At 71.3% G+C, this 14,957-nt stretch carries 16 protein-coding genes; 6 read left to right on the top strand and 10 right to left on the bottom strand.

Features of this window, described 5'->3' with window-relative positions; all coding sequences use genetic code 11:
• Positions 1 to 62: 62 nt before the first annotated feature.
• Positions 63 to 473 carry a YjbQ family protein gene (locus E7742_RS08210; protein ID WP_137798504.1) on the top strand — a complete coding sequence of 137 codons (411 nt, stop codon included), beginning with the start codon at positions 63 to 65 and terminating at the stop codon, positions 471 to 473.
• 14 nt (positions 474 to 487) lie between these two features.
• Here the strand turns inward: E7742_RS08210 and E7742_RS08205 are convergent, their stop codons facing one another.
• Positions 488 to 961, bottom strand: a complete 474-nt coding sequence (locus E7742_RS08205; RefSeq protein WP_137798503.1) for a hypothetical protein — start codon at positions 959 to 961, stop codon at positions 488 to 490.
• Positions 962 to 1,069: 108 nt separating this feature from the next.
• Between E7742_RS08205 and E7742_RS08200 the strand changes: the two genes are divergently transcribed.
• Complete coding sequence (locus E7742_RS08200) at positions 1,070 to 2,119, top strand: lipoate--protein ligase family protein (RefSeq protein WP_137798502.1); 1,050 nt, start codon at positions 1,070 to 1,072, stop codon at positions 2,117 to 2,119.
• A 44-nt stretch (positions 2,120 to 2,163) separates the two neighbouring features.
• The gene (locus E7742_RS08195; RefSeq protein ID WP_137798501.1) at positions 2,164 to 2,706 is read left to right on the top strand and encodes a YaeQ family protein; all 543 of its coding nucleotides are present in this window, start codon (positions 2,164 to 2,166) and stop codon (positions 2,704 to 2,706) included.
• A 14-nt stretch (positions 2,707 to 2,720) separates the two neighbouring features.
• On the opposite strand, the gene E7742_RS08190 is transcribed toward E7742_RS08195, so the two are convergent.
• The 7 genes from E7742_RS08190 to E7742_RS08160 form a co-directional block, all read right to left on the bottom strand.
• Entirely contained in the window at positions 2,721 to 3,149 is a 429-nt protein-coding gene (locus tag E7742_RS08190) for a hypothetical protein (RefSeq protein ID WP_137798500.1), read from the bottom strand.
• A gap of 134 nt (positions 3,150 to 3,283) precedes the next feature.
• Entirely contained in the window at positions 3,284 to 4,174 is an 891-nt protein-coding gene (locus E7742_RS08185; RefSeq protein WP_137798499.1) for a 3-methyladenine DNA glycosylase, read from the bottom strand.
• A gap of 5 nt (positions 4,175 to 4,179) precedes the next feature.
• A complete protein-coding gene (locus E7742_RS08180; protein ID WP_137798498.1) occupies positions 4,180 to 5,268 on the bottom strand; it encodes a hemolysin family protein in 1,089 nt (362 codons plus the stop codon).
• A complete protein-coding gene (locus E7742_RS08175; protein ID WP_137798497.1) occupies positions 5,261 to 6,631 on the bottom strand; it encodes a hemolysin family protein in 1,371 nt (456 codons plus the stop codon). The genes E7742_RS08180 and E7742_RS08175 overlap by 8 nt, the downstream gene beginning before the upstream one ends.
• A 295-nt stretch (positions 6,632 to 6,926) precedes the next feature.
• Positions 6,927 to 8,363: a GuaB1 family IMP dehydrogenase-related protein gene (locus E7742_RS08170; RefSeq protein WP_137798496.1), complete on the bottom strand. Its 1,437-nt coding sequence runs from the start codon at positions 8,361 to 8,363 to the stop codon at positions 6,927 to 6,929.
• A 123-nt stretch (positions 8,364 to 8,486) separates the two neighbouring features.
• Positions 8,487 to 9,368 carry a DMT family transporter gene (locus E7742_RS08165; RefSeq protein WP_137798495.1) on the bottom strand — a complete coding sequence of 294 codons (882 nt, stop codon included), beginning with the start codon at positions 9,366 to 9,368 and terminating at the stop codon, positions 8,487 to 8,489.
• Between the two features lie 4 nt (positions 9,369 to 9,372).
• Entirely contained in the window at positions 9,373 to 10,713 is a 1,341-nt protein-coding gene (locus E7742_RS08160; protein ID WP_137798494.1) for a DEAD/DEAH box helicase, read from the bottom strand.
• 109 nt (positions 10,714 to 10,822) lie between these two features.
• On the opposite strand from E7742_RS08160, the gene E7742_RS08155 reads away from it, so the two are divergent.
• A complete protein-coding gene (locus E7742_RS08155) occupies positions 10,823 to 11,299 on the top strand; it encodes a nucleoside deaminase (protein WP_137801098.1) in 477 nt (158 codons plus the stop codon).
• A 53-nt stretch (positions 11,300 to 11,352) separates the two neighbouring features.
• Here the strand turns inward: E7742_RS08155 and gndA are convergent, their stop codons facing one another.
• Together gndA and E7742_RS08145 are read right to left on the bottom strand one after the other, a co-directional pair.
• Entirely contained in the window at positions 11,353 to 12,813 is a 1,461-nt protein-coding gene (gndA, locus tag E7742_RS08150) for an NADP-dependent phosphogluconate dehydrogenase (RefSeq protein ID WP_137798493.1), read from the bottom strand.
• Positions 12,814 to 12,892: 79 nt separating this feature from the next.
• The gene (locus E7742_RS08145; protein ID WP_137798492.1) at positions 12,893 to 13,690 is read right to left on the bottom strand and encodes an SDR family oxidoreductase; all 798 of its coding nucleotides are present in this window, start codon (positions 13,688 to 13,690) and stop codon (positions 12,893 to 12,895) included.
• A 42-nt stretch (positions 13,691 to 13,732) separates the two neighbouring features.
• On the opposite strand from E7742_RS08145, the gene E7742_RS08140 reads away from it, so the two are divergent.
• Both E7742_RS08140 and E7742_RS08135 read left to right on the top strand, forming a co-directional pair.
• The gene (locus tag E7742_RS08140) at positions 13,733 to 14,251 is read left to right on the top strand and encodes a metallophosphoesterase family protein (RefSeq protein ID WP_137798491.1); all 519 of its coding nucleotides are present in this window, start codon (positions 13,733 to 13,735) and stop codon (positions 14,249 to 14,251) included.
• Positions 14,252 to 14,433: 182 nt separating this feature from the next.
• Positions 14,434 to 14,871, top strand: coding sequence for a 6,7-dimethyl-8-ribityllumazine synthase (locus tag E7742_RS08135; RefSeq protein ID WP_137798490.1), 438 nt, complete (start codon positions 14,434 to 14,436; stop codon positions 14,869 to 14,871).
• Positions 14,872 to 14,957 lie beyond the last annotated feature (86 nt).

Raw genomic sequence — 14,957 nt, 5'->3', positions numbered from 1 at the left:
GCGCCGTCGGAGTCCCGGCAGTGCACCGGTGGCGGCACGCTGTCGGAGTTACTGTCGAGGGCATGTTCAGCACCGAGATCGAGGTCCGCACGGGCGACACGCCGGCGGTCTACGACCTGACCCGGGACATCGAGCGGTTCCTCGTCGCCGCCACCGCCCGCGACGGACTACTGCACGTGTGGGTGCCGCACGCCACCGCCGGTCTCGCTGTCATCGAGACCGGTTCCGGTAGCGACGACGACCTGCTCGCCGCAATCGACCTACTGCTTCCCCGCGACGACCGCTGGCAGCACCGGCACGGCAGCCGAGGCCACGGTCGCGACCACGTGCTGCCGGCCTTCGTCCCGCCGTTCGTGTCGGTTCCGGTGATCGACGGGACCCTGGCCACCGGCACCTGGCAGTCGGTCTGCCTCGTCGACACCAACGTCGACAACCACACTCGCCGGGTGCGGTTCAGTTTCCTGGCGGGGTGACGCCGCGGGCCGAGCTATCCCTGCGCTCCGGCGGCCGCGGCCATCTTCGTCGCGGCGTCGGCGAGCGGGACACCGTCCTCGGCCAGCGCCGGCACCAGCAGGTCCATGCATTTGCCGAACAGCACCACCAGCAGCACCCGTAGCGCGCTGATGTCGGCTGCGACGCGGGCCCGGTCGGTGCTCGGACACGACAGCCGCGAGTACGCCTGTTCCACCGTCTGCCACTCACCGAGCAGGCCTTCGACCAGCAACTGTGCCCGGACAACCGGCGCGGCCGCCGGATACAGCGTCTCCTCCGCGGCCCGGTGCCACGGGCGCAGCGTGAACTCGGCGAAATCGACGACGGCGCGGTGCGCCGCCGCGAACTGGGCGTCGTCGGCGCCGACGGCCCGGAACACGTCCCGCTCGAGTGCCGCCATCCGGCCCAGGAGGTCGAACATCGTCGCCTGCAGTTCGACCGCCGCCTCCTGCGTCGTCGTCTCGGTCATCGTCACCCTCTTCGTCCCGGCGCTCGGCGGCGGATCCGCCGACATCACCCTAGGGGCGCAGGGTTCCCGCACGCCGGTCGTGTCTCTCTCACCGATACGCTTCTCGTCGTGCGTGGTGAGTACAAGGTTCCCGGTGGCAAGCTCGTGATCGTCGACGTCGAGGTGGAGGACGGGCGCCTGTCCCGGGTGGCGTTGTCCGGCGACTTCTTCCTCGAGCCGGACGAGGCGCTGGGCGACATCGTCGCGGCGGTGACCGGGATGCCCACGAGCGCCGACGCCGCGACGCTGGGCCAGGCCATCTCCGCGAAGATCGGCGGCGACGTCGCGCTGATCGGGTTCACGCCCGAATCGGTCGGCATCGCGATCCGCCGCGCACTCGGCCACGCGACCAGCTGGCACGACCACACCTTCGACGTCATCGGGCCGGTGGTGCTCGACCCGGCGATGCACGTCGCGCTCGACGAGGTGATCGCCCGCGAGGTCGCCGCCGGTGAGCGGCCTCCGACGCTCCGGTTCTGGGACTGGGATTCGCCGCTGGTGGTCCTGGGGTCGTTCCAGTCGGTGCGCAACGAGGTGGACGAGGAGGCCGCGGCCCGGCACGGCATCGGCGTCGTGCGCCGCATCTCCGGCGGCGGGGCGATGTTCATGGAGCCGGGCAACTGCATCACCTATTCGCTGGTGGTGCCCACGTCACTGGTGGACGGGCTGAGCTTCGAGCGGTCGTACGAGTTCCTCGACCAGTGGGTGATGGGCGCGCTCTCCGACGTCGGGATCAAGGCACGCTATGTGCCGCTCAACGACATCGCATCCGAGCAGGGCAAGATCGGCGGCGCCGCGCAGAAGCGGTTCGCGGCCGGCGCGGTGGTGCACCACGTGACGATGTCCTACGACATCGACGCCGACAAGATGACCGAGGTGCTCCGCATCGGTCGGGAGAAGATCTCCGACAAGGGCATCACCAGCTCCGGCAAGCGCGTCGACCCGATGCGGTCGCAGACCGGCATGGCCCGCGCCGACATCATCGCCGCCTTCCTGGCGCACTTCCGCGCCCGTTACGACACCCGCGAGAGCAGCTACACCGACGCCGAACTGGCGGCCGCGCGGGAGTTGGTCGAGACCAAGTTCGCGAACCCGGAGTGGACGTATCGGGTGCCGTGACCGGGTGCGGGCGGAGTCCGCGCGGCGGGTAGGCTGCTGCTTCCATGGCACTCGGCGCAACCCTGCACACCTTCACGATCGCGCTGGCCGACGTCGATCGCGGCGTCTACCAGGACCTCGAGCTACGGGCGGCACGGCACCCGTCCGAGACGGCCGAGTACTTGCTCACCCGGCTGCTCGCGTACTGCCTCGAATACGAGGACGGGATCGCGTTCAGTGACGGCGGAGTGTCCGACGCGGGTGAGCCGGCCGTCCTGGTCCGCGATCTCACCGGCCGGCTCACCGCGTGGATCGATGTCGGGGCACCCGACGCCGACCGGCTGCACCGCGCCGCGAAGCTGGCCGACCGGGTCGCCGTCTACACCCATCGCGACCCCACCAAGGTGCTGGCCGCGCTGGCCGGCAAACGCATCCACCGCGCCGAGACGATTCCGGTGTACAGCTTCGATCGGGACTTCGTCGACGCCGCCGCGGCCGCGATCCAGCGCCGCAACACCGTCACGGTCTCGGTGACCGAACGCTCGCTGTACCTCGAACTGGGGACCGCCGTGTTCAGCACCCCGGTCGTCGAGCATCGGATCGGCTGACCCGGCGCTGCGCCTCATTCGCCGTACCGCACGACCTTGAACTTGTTCCGGTAGCCGCTGTCCTCGCAGAACCCGGTGGGGATCGGGGCCACCTCGTGCGCGCGGCACGTCCAGTCGCCCACGACGATGGTGTTGCGGTTGCCGTGGGTCGCGAACGCCGGATCGGCGACCGCCGCCGACCACACGTCGCGGACGGCGGCGCACTCGACCGTGCCCTGGACGACGATGACGCGCGCACCGACCTGGTTCAGCGTGCAGGGACCGTCCCCCGGAGTGTCGACCTGCGGCTGCGTGGCCGCCGGCGCCGTCACGGTCTCGGTGACGACCTCGGTCACGGTGGAGGGCTGCGGCGCCGCCGCGGTGTCGGATCCGGAACATCCGGAGAGCGCGAGGGCGGCGAGCAGGAAGGCGCCCGCCGTCAGCGACAGGGCAGGGCGGGACATGATGGTGAGACTCCTCGGTCGGGGTTTACGTGATCGGCGGCGCGCGCTCGTCGGCGCCGTGCGCGCGCGGGACGCCGAGTCGCGCGCGGCACCCGGCTCGGCTGCGGTTTGGGCGGCGGCGCCGCCGCGGTGCGTCACCGCGACGACGGGCTGCTCGCGACCCCGAGCAGGCCCTGGCACCGCTCGAGCAGTTGCGCCCGCAGCGCCGAGGCCCGCTCCGACAGTGCGATCTGTTCGCGCACGTAGTCGGCGCGGCCCTGCGGGGTCTCGATCGGCACCGGTGCGTAGCCGTAGTCGGACAGGTCGTAGGGGCTGGCCCGCATGTCGAGCTCCCGCGCGTCCGTTGCCAGACGGAAACAGTCGAGGACGAGCTCGGACTCCACCAGCGGACCCAGTTTCGACGCCCATTTGTACAGATCCATGCCGGCGTGCAGACAACCCGGCTGCTCGCGCGCCAGCTGATCTTCGCGCGAGAGCGGGGTCTCGTTGCGCGGGACGGCGTCGGGGGTGAAGAACCGGAACGCGTCGAAGTGCGTGCAGCGCAGTTGCATGGACTCGACCACCTCGTCGGTGCCGGTGTGCCCGAGCCGCAGGGGAACCTGCGCGTGCCGGACGGCGTCCTCGCCGCCGCGGTAGACCATGGCCCACTCGTGCAGACCGAAGCAGCTCAGGTGGGGGCGGCGCGCCGCGGTCGCCGACATCAGCGCGGCCACGAATTCGACCGTCGAGCGGCGCCGCGCCAGGAGGTCGGGGGAGACGGTGACGCCCTCGGCGGTCGCGACGTACCCGGCGTACTGCAGGTACCCCGCCGCGGACGGGCCCTCGAGCACCGCCGGGAACCCGGGATGCCACCGGCGCAGCTGACTGGGACGCACGCTGTAGTACGTGAACAGGAAGTCGTGCACCGGATGCTTGACGCCCGCCGCCTGACGTTGCCGGTGCGGCCCGACGAGGACCGCCACCGATTCACGGTGGCGGTCCCGTCGGGCGGTCCACACCTCTTCCGGCAGAACTGCCGAACTCACTGCTGTCAGACCGCCTTCTGCCCGGGAATCGCGTCGTCGATCCGGTGCGTGCCGTCGCGCACGGTGCCGACGAACTCCTCGACCAGATCCTCGAGCGCGACGATACCGATCAGCGCGGCGGACGAATCGACCACAGCCCCCAGATGGGCGCCGGCGCGGCGCAGGGCCGCCAGCGCGTCGTCGAGCTGCAGCGTCACCGAGATCAGCGGCAGCCGTCGGATGTCCGAACGCGGGATGACCGTGTCCGGGCCCGCCGACTCGTCGGCGACCAGATCCAGCACGTCCTTGAGGTGCAGGTAGCCGACCAGGGCGCCGTCGGCGGCCCGGACCGGGTAGCGGGAGTAGCCGGTCTCCACGACCGCTTCCTCCACGGCACCGAGCGTGGTGCCACCCGCCACGAACGGGACCGTGCGCATCTGCGACGACCGGATCATGACGTCGGCGACGGTGCGGCCCTCGGTCTCGAGGGCCTGCGTGAGACGGCGATGCTCTTCCTCGTCGATGAGCCCCTCGGTGTGGGACTCGCCGATCATCTCGGACAGCTCCATCGCGGACACCGTCGCATTCAGTTCGTCCTTGGGTTCGACGCGCAGCATCCGGAGGATGCGGTTGGCGCTGATGTTGTAGAACGCGATCAGCGGGCGCGCCACCTTGATGAACATCAGGTGGGCGGGGACCAAAAGCATCGCGGACTTCTCCGGACCGGCGATGGCGATGTTCTTCGGGACCATCTCGCCGAGCAGGATGTGCAGAACCGCGACCAGCGCCAGCGCGATCGTGAACCCGACCGGGTGCAGCAGCGCCTCCGGCGCCCCGAGGGCCTCCATGGGCCGCTCGATGAGGTGCGCGATCGCGGGCTCGCCGACCTTACCGAGCAGGATCGAGCAGATCGTGATGCCCAACTGGGCGCCGGCCAGCATCAGCGACAGGTGCTCGCCGGCCGCGATGACCGTCGCGGCGCGCTTCTTTCCCTGCGCGTGCAGCGCCTCGAGCCGGTCGCGGCGCGCGGTGATGAGCGCGAACTCCGCGCCGACGAAGAACGCGTTGCCCGCCAGCAGGACGACCGTGAGCAGGACTCCCAACAGATCATTCATCGGCGGCCTCCTCCCGGGTCGCGCCGATGGCCGGGACCGGCGTCAGCAACACCCGGTCGATGCGGCGTCCGTCCATCGTCAGCACCCGCGCGATCCAGCCGCGCCCGTCCGGGCCCAGCGGCCGGCCGGTCGCGTCGGGCAGCGCCACCTCGTCGCCCTCGACGGGAATCCGGCCCAGGCAGGTGAGCACCAGGCCGCCGAGCGTGTCGTACTCGCCCTCGGGCGCGACGTAGCCCGTGGCGCGGGTGATCTCGTCGGTGCGCAGCAGACCCGAGCACGACCAGCTGTAGCCGACGCGCTGCACATCGATCTCGGGTTCGTCGTGCTCGTCGCGGACGTCGCCGAGGATCTCCTCGATGAGGTCCTCCATGGTCACGATGCCGGCGGTGCCGCCGTACTCGTCGACGACGAGCGCGACCTGCATGCCGTCTGCCCGCACCTGCTCCATGACCGTGTCACCGTCGAGCGTCGACGGCACCACCGGCACGGCCTGTGCCAGCGACACCAGCGACGTGGTGGCGCGGCGGCCGGCGGGCACGGTGAACGCATGCTTGATGTGGACGACGCCGATGGTGTTGTCCAGGTCGCCGTCGACGACGGGGAACCGGGAGAACCCGGTGCGTGACGCCGCGTCGATGAGATCGACGACGGTGGCGTCGGTGTCGAGGGACTCGATCTTCACACGCGGGGTCATCAGTTCCTCGGCACTGAGTTCGCCGAACCGGAGCGACCGGTTGACCAGCAGCGCGGTCCCGGCGTCGAGCGAGCCGCGGGCCGCGGAGGTGCTCACCAGCGACCCGAGCTCCTGCGGCGAGCGGGCCGAGCGCAGTTCCTCGGCCGGTTCGATGCCGAGACGTCGGACCACCCAGTTGGCGGTGCCGTTGAGACCGTTGATGGCCCACTTGAAGATCAGCGAGAATCCGGCCTGCAGGCCCGCGGTCGCGCGGGCGGTCGGCAAGGGCTTGGAGATCGCGAGGTTCTTCGGAACCAGCTCGCCGAAGATCATCGAGAACGAGGTCGCGATGATCAGGGCCGCGGCCAGCGAGACACCGCTCGCGGTGGAGTCGGACGCGCCGAGACCGGTGAGCAGCGGGGTGATGAACCGGGCCAGGACGGGTTCGGCCAGGTAACCGGTGATCAGCGTCGTGATCGTGATACCGAGCTGGGCGCCGGACAGCTGGAACGAGAGTGTGCGGTGCGCGTGCTGGACCTGCCGGGCGCGCCGGTCGCCGTCCCGGGCGTGCGAGTCGACGGTGCTGCGTTCGAGCGCGGTGAGAGAGAATTCGGCCGCCACGAAGACGGCGGTGCCTGCGGTCAGCGCGATGAAGCCGACCAGGCTCAGGGCGGTGAGTGCGACGTCCATGTCAGCACCACCCGCCCAGGGGGAGGAAACTCGAGGGGCCGCCGGGTTTGTCGCCCGGCTCGGTAGAGGAGCCCTCGGACTCCGCGTCCGGGCCCGTCGATGTCGCTACGGCGTGTGCGTCGGGGGGCGTGTGTATGGGTGCCTCGGGCACCGGGGTCCTCTCTGTCGGGCGGCGCGTGTCGTCGACTTCAACGGCAGCGGCGCCGAGCGTATTTCCGGAAAAGAAGCCTCCACTGTACCGGCCACCCCGAAAAGGGGACGAAACGGACGGCGGATGGGGGCTGCCGGAGCGCGGTCACCAACCCGACGGCAGCGGGCGACCCTCGGCGAACCCGGCTGCGGACTGGACACCCAGGACCGCCTTCTCGTGCAACTCGTCGAGCGTCCGCGCACCCGCGTACGTGCACGTGCTTCGCACCCCCGAACAGATGTGATCGAGCAGGTCCTCGACCCCGGGGCGCGCCGGATCCAGACGCATCCGGGAACTCGAGATGCCCTCCTCGAACAGCGCCTTGCGGGCCCGGTCGAACGCGGTGTCCTGCGCGGTCCGCGCCGCGACGGCCCGCTTGGAGGCCATCCCGAAACTCTCCTTGTACCGGTTGCCGTCGCGGTCGATGCGCAGTTCGCCGGGTGCCTCGTAGGTGCCGGCGAACCACGAGCCGACCATCACGTTGGACGCGCCGGCGGCCAGCGCGAGCGCGACGTCGCGCGGGTGCCGGACGCCGCCGTCGGCCCAGACGTGCGCCCCGAGTTCGCGTGCGGCGGCCGCGCATTCGGCGACGGCCGAGAACTGCGGGCGTCCGACACCGGTCATCATGCGGGTGGTGCACATCGCGCCGGGCCCCACACCGACCTTGACGATGTTCGCGCCCGCATCGATCAGATCGCGGGTGCCGCGTGCGGAGACCACGTTGCCGGCGACCAGCGGGACGCCGAGACCGAGCGCGGCGACGGCACGCACCGCGTCGATCATCCGCTGCTGATGGCCGTGCGCGGTGTCGAGCACCAGGACGTCCGCGCCGGCGTCGACGAGAGCCTTCGCCTTGGCCGCCACGTCCCCGCCGACCCCGACGGCCGCGGCGATCCGCAGGCGTCCGTGCGCGTCGACGGCGGGGGTGTAGATCCCGGCCCGGATCGCGCCGGTGCGGGTGAGTACACCCGCGAGCCGGCCGTCGTCGTCGACGATGACGGCCAGGGGGTCGTGCCGGGTCTCGAGCAGCGAGAACACCTCGCGCGGCGTTGCGGTGACCGGAGCGGTCGCGAAGTCCCGCACTGCCACCGCGCCCACCCGGGTGAACCGGTCGACATCCGTGCACGACGCCTCGGTGAGCACGCCGACCGGACGGCCGTCCTCGACGACGACCGCGGCACGGTGGGCGCGCTTGTGGAGCAGCCGCAGCGCGTCGGACACCGCATCCTCGCGGTCGAGGGTGATGGGGGTGTCGGCCACCAGGTGCCGACTCTTGACGAACGCGACGGTCTCGGCGACGGCGTCGGCGGGCACGTCCTGCGGGATGACGACGAGCCCGCCGCGGCGGGCGACGGTCTCGGCCATCCGGCGTCCGGCGACGGCGGTCATGTTCGCGACCACGATCGGGATCGTCGTGCCCGACCCGTCCGACGTCGCCAGGTTCACGTCGAAGCGGGACGCGACCTCGGTCCGGTTCGGGACGAGAAACACGTCGTCGTAGGTGAGGTCGTACGGCGGGCGCTGTCCTTCGAGGAACTCCACAATCGCCGAGCGTACTGCCGGAGCCGAGGCGGCGCCCGATATCAGGCGAGCGCCGGATACGGGGTGTCGGCGACTGGCGGGGCACCACCGACCTGGGTCCGCCCGCCACGCGGGGGCGTCACGTCACGCGCGTTCCCCGACCGCGTCGGACTGCGGTTGCAGTGCCGCCTGGTCGCGGGACAGTGCCACGGTGGTGTAGACCATCACCACGAGGGCCCCGACCACCAGCGCGACCGCCGGCCCGGACACCCGCAGTCGTTCGTCGAGCACCGTCATGCCGAGGAAGATCGCCACCACCGGTTCGCCGATCGTCATGGCCGGCAGCGACGCCGCGAGCGGGCCCACCTGGAACGCCCGCTGCTGCAGGTAGACCCCGGCGACGCCGGCGCCGACGAGCGCGTACGTCTGCCACGCGCCGAGCACGTGCCCCAGCCCGTGCTCGAACAGATCGGTCACGTACTTGGTGAACGCGACCGCGATGCCGTACAGCGCGCCGCTGGCACTGCCCAGCAGCAGCGCCCGCCGCCCCGGCGTCATCCGCGGAGTCAGACCGGCCGCGGTGGCGGCAACGGTGACCACCACGACCGCGACGAGCGGGATCGCCCAGTCGTGCCAGGGTGCGTCGGTGCCGCCCTCGGTAGGGTCGCCGACGACCAGGAACACCGCGAGCGCGACGGTGAGCGCGATCGCCGACGTCCAGGATCGTCGGGTGAGGCGGTACCCGGAGAACCGCGCCGACAACGGCAGCGCGAACAGCAGCATCGACACGATCAGCGGCTGCACCACCAGCACCGAACCGAGCGCGAGGGCCGCGACCTGCATCAGGTAGCCGCCGCCGTCGCCGACGATCCCGGCCCACCACCGGGGACTGCGCACCAGCGTGGCGATCAGTGCCTGGTCCTCGGGGACCGCCGCCGCGGCGCTCTGCTGCGCCACCGAGGCACACGCGAACAGGAACGCGGCGAGCAACGCGCACGCGACCGAGGCCACCGGCAGTCCGGACATCGGCTCAGTGTGCCCCGCGGCGGCGCCGCCCGTGCCCGGAATCGGTGCGGCCACGACGCTGTTCGCCGCGCGGGCGCGTTCCCGGCCGCGGGCCGCGCCCGCCCCACGGTTTCTCGGCCCGGGCCGGTGCCGGTGTCGGTGGCTCCGGAACGCGGTCGGGCACGGGGATGCCGCTGGGCTCCCGCGCCCCGGTGACCGCCGTCCAGCGCCGGTCCTCGCCGCCCACCGGCAGCGTCGCGGCGTCGACGGCCGCCGCCCGCATCACCTTGTCGGCGGCAGCGCGTTCGTCCTCGGTCACCAGCGTCACCACCACCCCGGATTCACCCGCGCGGGCGGTGCGTCCAGCCCGGTGCAGGTACGCCTTGGGCTCGGTCGGCGGGTCGACGTGCACCACGAGCGAGACGTCGTCGACATGGATGCCGCGCGCCGCGACGTCGGTGGCGACGAGGACCGGGGCGGTTCCGTCGGTGAATTCGGCGAGGACGCGGGTGCGGTGGCCCTGTGGCTTGTCGCCGTGCAGACCGCCCGCCGCGATCCCGACGGCGCGCAGCTCGGCGGTGAGCCGGTCCACCCCCGCCTTGGTGCGGACGAACAGCAGCGTCTTCCCGGGCCGCGCCGCGATGCGCGCGACGGTGGCGTACTTGATCTCCCGCGGCACGTGCAGCACGTGGTGCTCCATCGTGTCGACGGCGGCGACGGCCTCGGCCGTCGCGTGCGTGATCGGGTGGTTCAGGTAGCGCGCGACGAGGGTGTCGACCTCGCCGTCGAGCGTCGCCGAGAACAGCAGTCGCTGCGCCGACGCCGGGGTGCGGTCGAGGATCTCGGTGACCTGCGGCAGGAAGCCGAGTTCGGCCATGTGGTCGGCCTCGTCGACGGTGGTGATCCGGACATCGTCGAGCACGATGGTGCCCTGCGCCAGATGGTCGGCCAACCGGCCCGGCGTCGCGATAACGATGTCGACGACCCGGGCGAGCCGGACGGCCTGGCCCTTGAACGGGACACCACCGACGATCGCGGCGGTCCGCAGGCCGAGCGCGAGCGCCGGTTCGTCGAGCGCCTTCTCGATCTGGGCGGCCAGTTCGCGGGTGGGCGCCAGCACGATCGCGCGGGGGCGCCCGGGGCGGCTCGCGCCGCCCTTGAGGCGCACCAGCAGCGGCAGCCCGAACGCGAGCGTCTTACCCGACCCGGTCGGCCCCCGGCCGAGGACGTCCCGCCCGGCGAGGATGTCCGGGATGACGGCCGCCTGGATCGGGAACGGCGCCGCGATGCCCTCGCGGCCGAGGGAGTGCACCAACGTCGGCGGCAGACCGAGCTGCGCGAACGTGGGGGTGGGACGGTCGGGCATGGAACGAGTGGGCCTTCCGTGGGTGATGTGTCAGGCTACCGCGGGTGGCACAATCGCGGTTTCGCCGAACGTGGAGGTAGATGTGTCGGAATCGCACCGGACCGAGCAACTGGTCACCGAGATCGAGATGGGGCACCTGCGGCGGTGCGTCGAACTCGCCGCCGAGGCGCTCGCGGCGGGGGACGAGCCGTTCGGCTCCGTCCTCGCCACCGCGGACGGCACCGCCGTCGCCGAGGACCGCAACCGCATCGCCGACGGCGATCGCACCCGCCACCCCGAGTTCGCGCTGGCGCGCTGGGCGGCCGAGCACCTGACCGAGGAGCAGCGCGCGGGCGCCACCGTGTACACGTCGGGGGAGCACTGCGTGATGTGCGCGGCGGCGCATGCGTGGGTGGGCCTCGGGCGCATCGTGTACGTCAGTTCCACCTCGCAACTGGTGTCGTGGCTCGACGAAATGGGGGTGCCGCCGGCGCCGGTGCGTCCGTTGCCGATCCGCGAGGTGGCGCCGGCCGTCACCGTGGTGGGGCCGATCCCCGAACTCGTCGAGGACGTTCACCGGCTCCACCAGCGCCTGCACGGCGCCTGACACGCGACGGGGGCGGACGCCGCAGCGTCCGCCCCCGTCGCGTCGTCGGAGTCTCAGGCCTCGATCTCGGAGCGGTCCCCACTCCAGAGGGTGTGGAACTTGCCCGGCATGTCGACACGCTCGTAGGTGTGGGCGCCGAAGAAGTCGCGCTGACCCTGGGTGAGCGCTGCCGGCAGTCGCTCGGCGCGCAGACCGTCGTAGTAGGACAGCGACGACGCGAACGCCGGCACCGGGATGCCGAGCGTGGTGGCGGTGACGACGACCCGACGCCAGCTGTCGATCGCGTTCTCGATCGCCTCGCGGAAGTACGGCTCGACGATCAGCGACGTCAGGTCCGGGTTGGTGTCGTACGCCTCCTTGATCCGGTTGAGGAAGCGGGCGCGGATGATGCAGCCGCCGCGCCAGATGGTGGCGAGGTCACCGGGCGTGAGATCCCAGCCGTACTCCTCGCTGCCGGCGCGGATCTGATCGAAGCCCTGCGCGTACGCAACGATCTTGGACGCGTACAGCGCGCGCCGGATGTCCTCGGTGAACTGCTGGACGTCGGTCGGCTTGGCTCCCAGGTCGCCGGACGCCAGGCCCTGCGCGGCCTTGCGCTGCTCACGTGAACCGGACAGCGCGCGGGCGAACACGGCCTCGGCGATGCCGGTGACCGGCACCCCGAGGTCGAGCGCGGACTTGACCGTCCACCGGCCGGTGCCCTTCTGCTCGGCGGCGTCGACGATCACGTCGACCAGCGCCTTGCCGGTCTTGGCGTCCTTCTGGCGCAGCACCTCGGCGGTGATCTCCACCAGGTAGCTCTCGAGGTCGCCGGAGTTCCACTCGGTGAACACGTCGGCGACCTGCTCGGCGTCGAAGCCCAGCGCGTCGCGGAACAGGTTGTACGCCTCGCCGATGAGCTGCATGTCGGCGTACTCGATGCCGTTGTGCACCATCTTCACGAAGTGGCCGGAACCGTCCGGGCCGATGTGGGTGCAGCAGGGAGTGCCGTCGACGTGCGCCGAGATGGACTCGAGCAGCGGACCGAGCGCCTCGTACGACTCCTTGGGGCCGCCCGGCATGATCGACGGGCCGTTGAGTGCGCCCTCCTCGCCGCCGGAGATGCCGGCGCCGACGAAGTGCAGGCCGCGCTCGCGCAACGCCGCCTCGCGGCGGATCGTGTCGGTGTACAGCGCGTTGCCGCCGTCGATGATGATGTCACCGGGCTCCATCGCGTCGGCGAGTTCCTCGATGACCGCGTCGGTCGCGGCGCCGGCCTTGACCATGATCAGCACGCGGCGCGGCTTCTGCAGCGCGCCGACGAACTCCTCGATGGTCTCGGTGCGGACGAAATCGCCGTCGTCGCCGTGCTCGGCCAGGAGCGCGTCCGTCTTCGCGATGCTGCGATTGTGCAGGGCCACCGTGTGTCCGTGGCGGGCGAAGTTGCGGGCGATGTTGGAACCCATGACGGCGAGCCCGGTGACGCCGATCTGGGCGCGGGCAGCCTCGGTGCTGGCAGAAGTCTCGGAGGTCATGGTTACAGCTTCCCCCGTAACCCCACCGGGACGCGAACCGGCCCCGCGTCTCGGGTGGCGTTGTCGGTGCGCGGCGACGTCAGAGTTCGCGCCAGCTGCCGTCGTTCATGTCGTGCCCGTGCGCGGCCATGAGCATCAGCCCCCCGTCGACCGGGATCGAGCGACCCGTCAGGTACGACGAGCGGGGCGACGCGAGGAAGGCGATGACGGAAGCGATCTCGTTGACGTGGCCGGGGCGTCCGGTCGGGTTGCCCGGGCGGTCTTCGTGGAAGGCGTCGGCTTCGTCCATGCCGGTCATCGGGGTGGCGATCTCACCCGGCGCGACGGCATTGACGGTGATGCCGTGCGGGGCGAGTTCGAGTGCGAGGCACTGGGTCAGCATCCCCAATCCGGCCTTCGCCGAGCAGTACGCGGACGCGCCGAAACGCGGCACGTGTTCGTGGACGCTGGTGACGTTGACGATCCGGCCGCCCCGGCCGGCGTCGACCATCAGGCGTGCCGCGCGTTGCGAGCACAGGAACGGCCCGTCGAGGTCGGTGGCGAGGACTTCGCGCCACTGGTCGTAGGTCAGATCGAGCGCCCGGTCCCGGTGTCCGGTGCCGGCGTTGTTCACCAGCACCCCGAGGCCGCCGAGCTGTTGCGCGAGGCGGTCGATCGTGTCGGCGGTGTCCGGGCTCGTCAGGTCCTGACGGGCGACGTAGCAGCGTTGTCCGCGCTGTTCGACGGCCGCGCGGGTGTCGTCGGCGCCGGCCTCGTCGGTGTGGAAGGTGATGCCGACGTCGTACCCCTCTGAGGCGAGGAGTTCGGCGGTGGCCTTGCCCATACCGGAGTCTGCGCCGGTGACGACGGCGAGCCGGGGATGTGTCGGAGCGGTCATGTCCGAGGAATACCCAATAGCTGGGAGCGGCACACTGAAGGGATGAGGTTGTTGCTGTTGGCCGACACCCACGTGCCCGCACGGGCACGTTCCCTGCCGGCCGTCGTGTGGGACGAGGTGGACCGCGCCGACGTCGTCGTCCACGCGGGCGACTGGATCGAGGTGGGGTTGCTCGACGAGCTCGAGGACCGGGCCGAGCGGCTGATCGCGTGCTGGGGCAACAACGACGGACCGGCCCTACGGGCACGGCTGCCGGAGATCGCGCGGGCGACCCTCGACGGGATTCGGCTGGCCGTGGTGCACGAGACCGGCGCCTCGACCGGACGCGAGAAGCGCATGGCCGCGGCCTATCCCGACACCGACGTGTTGGTGTTCGGTCACTCCCACATCCCGTGGGACACCACGACGCCGAGTGGTCTCCGGCTGCTCAATCCGGGCTCGCCGACCGACCGACGCCGACAGCCGCACTGCACGTACATGACCGCGACGGTCGAGGCCGGCACGCTGGGGGACGTGGAGTTGCATCGCATTCCGGTACGGGCAGCCGGCGTCGGACGGTGATCGAGGAACTGCGCTGGGCACCCCTCGTCCAAGGCGCGACGAAGCCTCGACACGATCCGCCGAAACATCTCCAGTACCTGGACCGGCGGGAGCAGGTGGGCCGACCTGGGCGGGAGCACGTTCCGAAGCGTGGCACTGGTGCGAGCGGATGTGGCGTCCGGGCCCGGCACTAACATTTGGCTATGACCATCGCCTTCGTCCAGGCCACCTGGCACCGATCCATCGTCGACCATGCGCGGGAGGCGTTCGTCACCCGCTGGCGCGAGCTGGGCCACGACCCCGCCGACATCGAGTTCTTCGAGACACCCGGAGCCTTCGAGATCCCGCTGCACGCGCAGCGGCTGGCCCGCACCGGCCGGTTCGACGCCATCGTCACCGCCGGGCTCGTCGTCGACGGTGGCATCTACCGGCACGAGTTCGTGGCCTCCGCGGTGATCGACGGCCTGATGCGGGTCCAGCTCGACACCGATGTGCCGGTGTTCTCCGCGGTACTCACTCCGCACCACTTCCACGAGCACTCCGACCACGCGGACTTCTTCACCGCCCACTTCGACAAGAAGGGTGCGGAGGTCGCGGACGCCTGCTCCGGCACCCTGGCTTCGCTCGCGACCATCAAGTAGTCCGGCCCGCGCCCCACCGTCGCCTCGAACCGCGGGGCCGGGTGGCCCGGCTCCGCGGTACGGGCAGTGCAGGAGAGTGGACGACG

It is taken from the genome of Rhodococcus sp. SGAir0479 (assembly GCF_005484805.1).
In the GTDB taxonomy this organism is placed as follows: domain Bacteria; phylum Actinomycetota; class Actinomycetes; order Mycobacteriales; family Mycobacteriaceae; genus Prescottella.
Note: the sequence above shows the minus strand (reverse complement) of the source record. Positions and strands in the feature narration are given on the sequence as shown.

Bases quoted from the DNA above. Each gene is read 5' to 3' on its own strand.
- E7742_RS08210 (WP_137798504.1), top strand. From the start codon at position 63: ATGTTCAGCACCGAGATCGAGGTCCGCACGGGCGACACGCCGGCGGTC.
- E7742_RS08205 (WP_137798503.1), bottom strand. From the start codon at position 961: ATGACCGAGACGACGACGCAGGAGGCGGCGGTCGAACTGCAGGCGACG.
- E7742_RS08195 (WP_137798501.1), top strand. From the start codon at position 2,164: ATGGCACTCGGCGCAACCCTGCACACCTTCACGATCGCGCTGGCCGAC.
- E7742_RS08190 (WP_137798500.1), bottom strand. From the start codon at position 3,149: ATGTCCCGCCCTGCCCTGTCGCTGACGGCGGGCGCCTTCCTGCTCGCC.
- E7742_RS08180 (WP_137798498.1), bottom strand. From the start codon at position 5,268: ATGAATGATCTGTTGGGAGTCCTGCTCACGGTCGTCCTGCTGGCGGGC.
- E7742_RS08175 (WP_137798497.1), bottom strand. From the start codon at position 6,631: ATGGACGTCGCACTCACCGCCCTGAGCCTGGTCGGCTTCATCGCGCTG.
- E7742_RS08165 (WP_137798495.1), bottom strand. From the start codon at position 9,368: ATGTCCGGACTGCCGGTGGCCTCGGTCGCGTGCGCGTTGCTCGCCGCG.
- E7742_RS08160 (WP_137798494.1), bottom strand. From the start codon at position 10,713: ATGCCCGACCGTCCCACCCCCACGTTCGCGCAGCTCGGTCTGCCGCCG.
- gndA (WP_137798493.1), bottom strand. From the start codon at position 12,813: ATGACCTCCGAGACTTCTGCCAGCACCGAGGCTGCCCGCGCCCAGATC.
- E7742_RS08145 (WP_137798492.1), bottom strand. From the start codon at position 13,690: ATGACCGCTCCGACACATCCCCGGCTCGCCGTCGTCACCGGCGCAGAC.
- E7742_RS08140 (WP_137798491.1), top strand. From the start codon at position 13,733: ATGAGGTTGTTGCTGTTGGCCGACACCCACGTGCCCGCACGGGCACGT.
- E7742_RS08135 (WP_137798490.1), top strand. From the start codon at position 14,434: ATGACCATCGCCTTCGTCCAGGCCACCTGGCACCGATCCATCGTCGAC.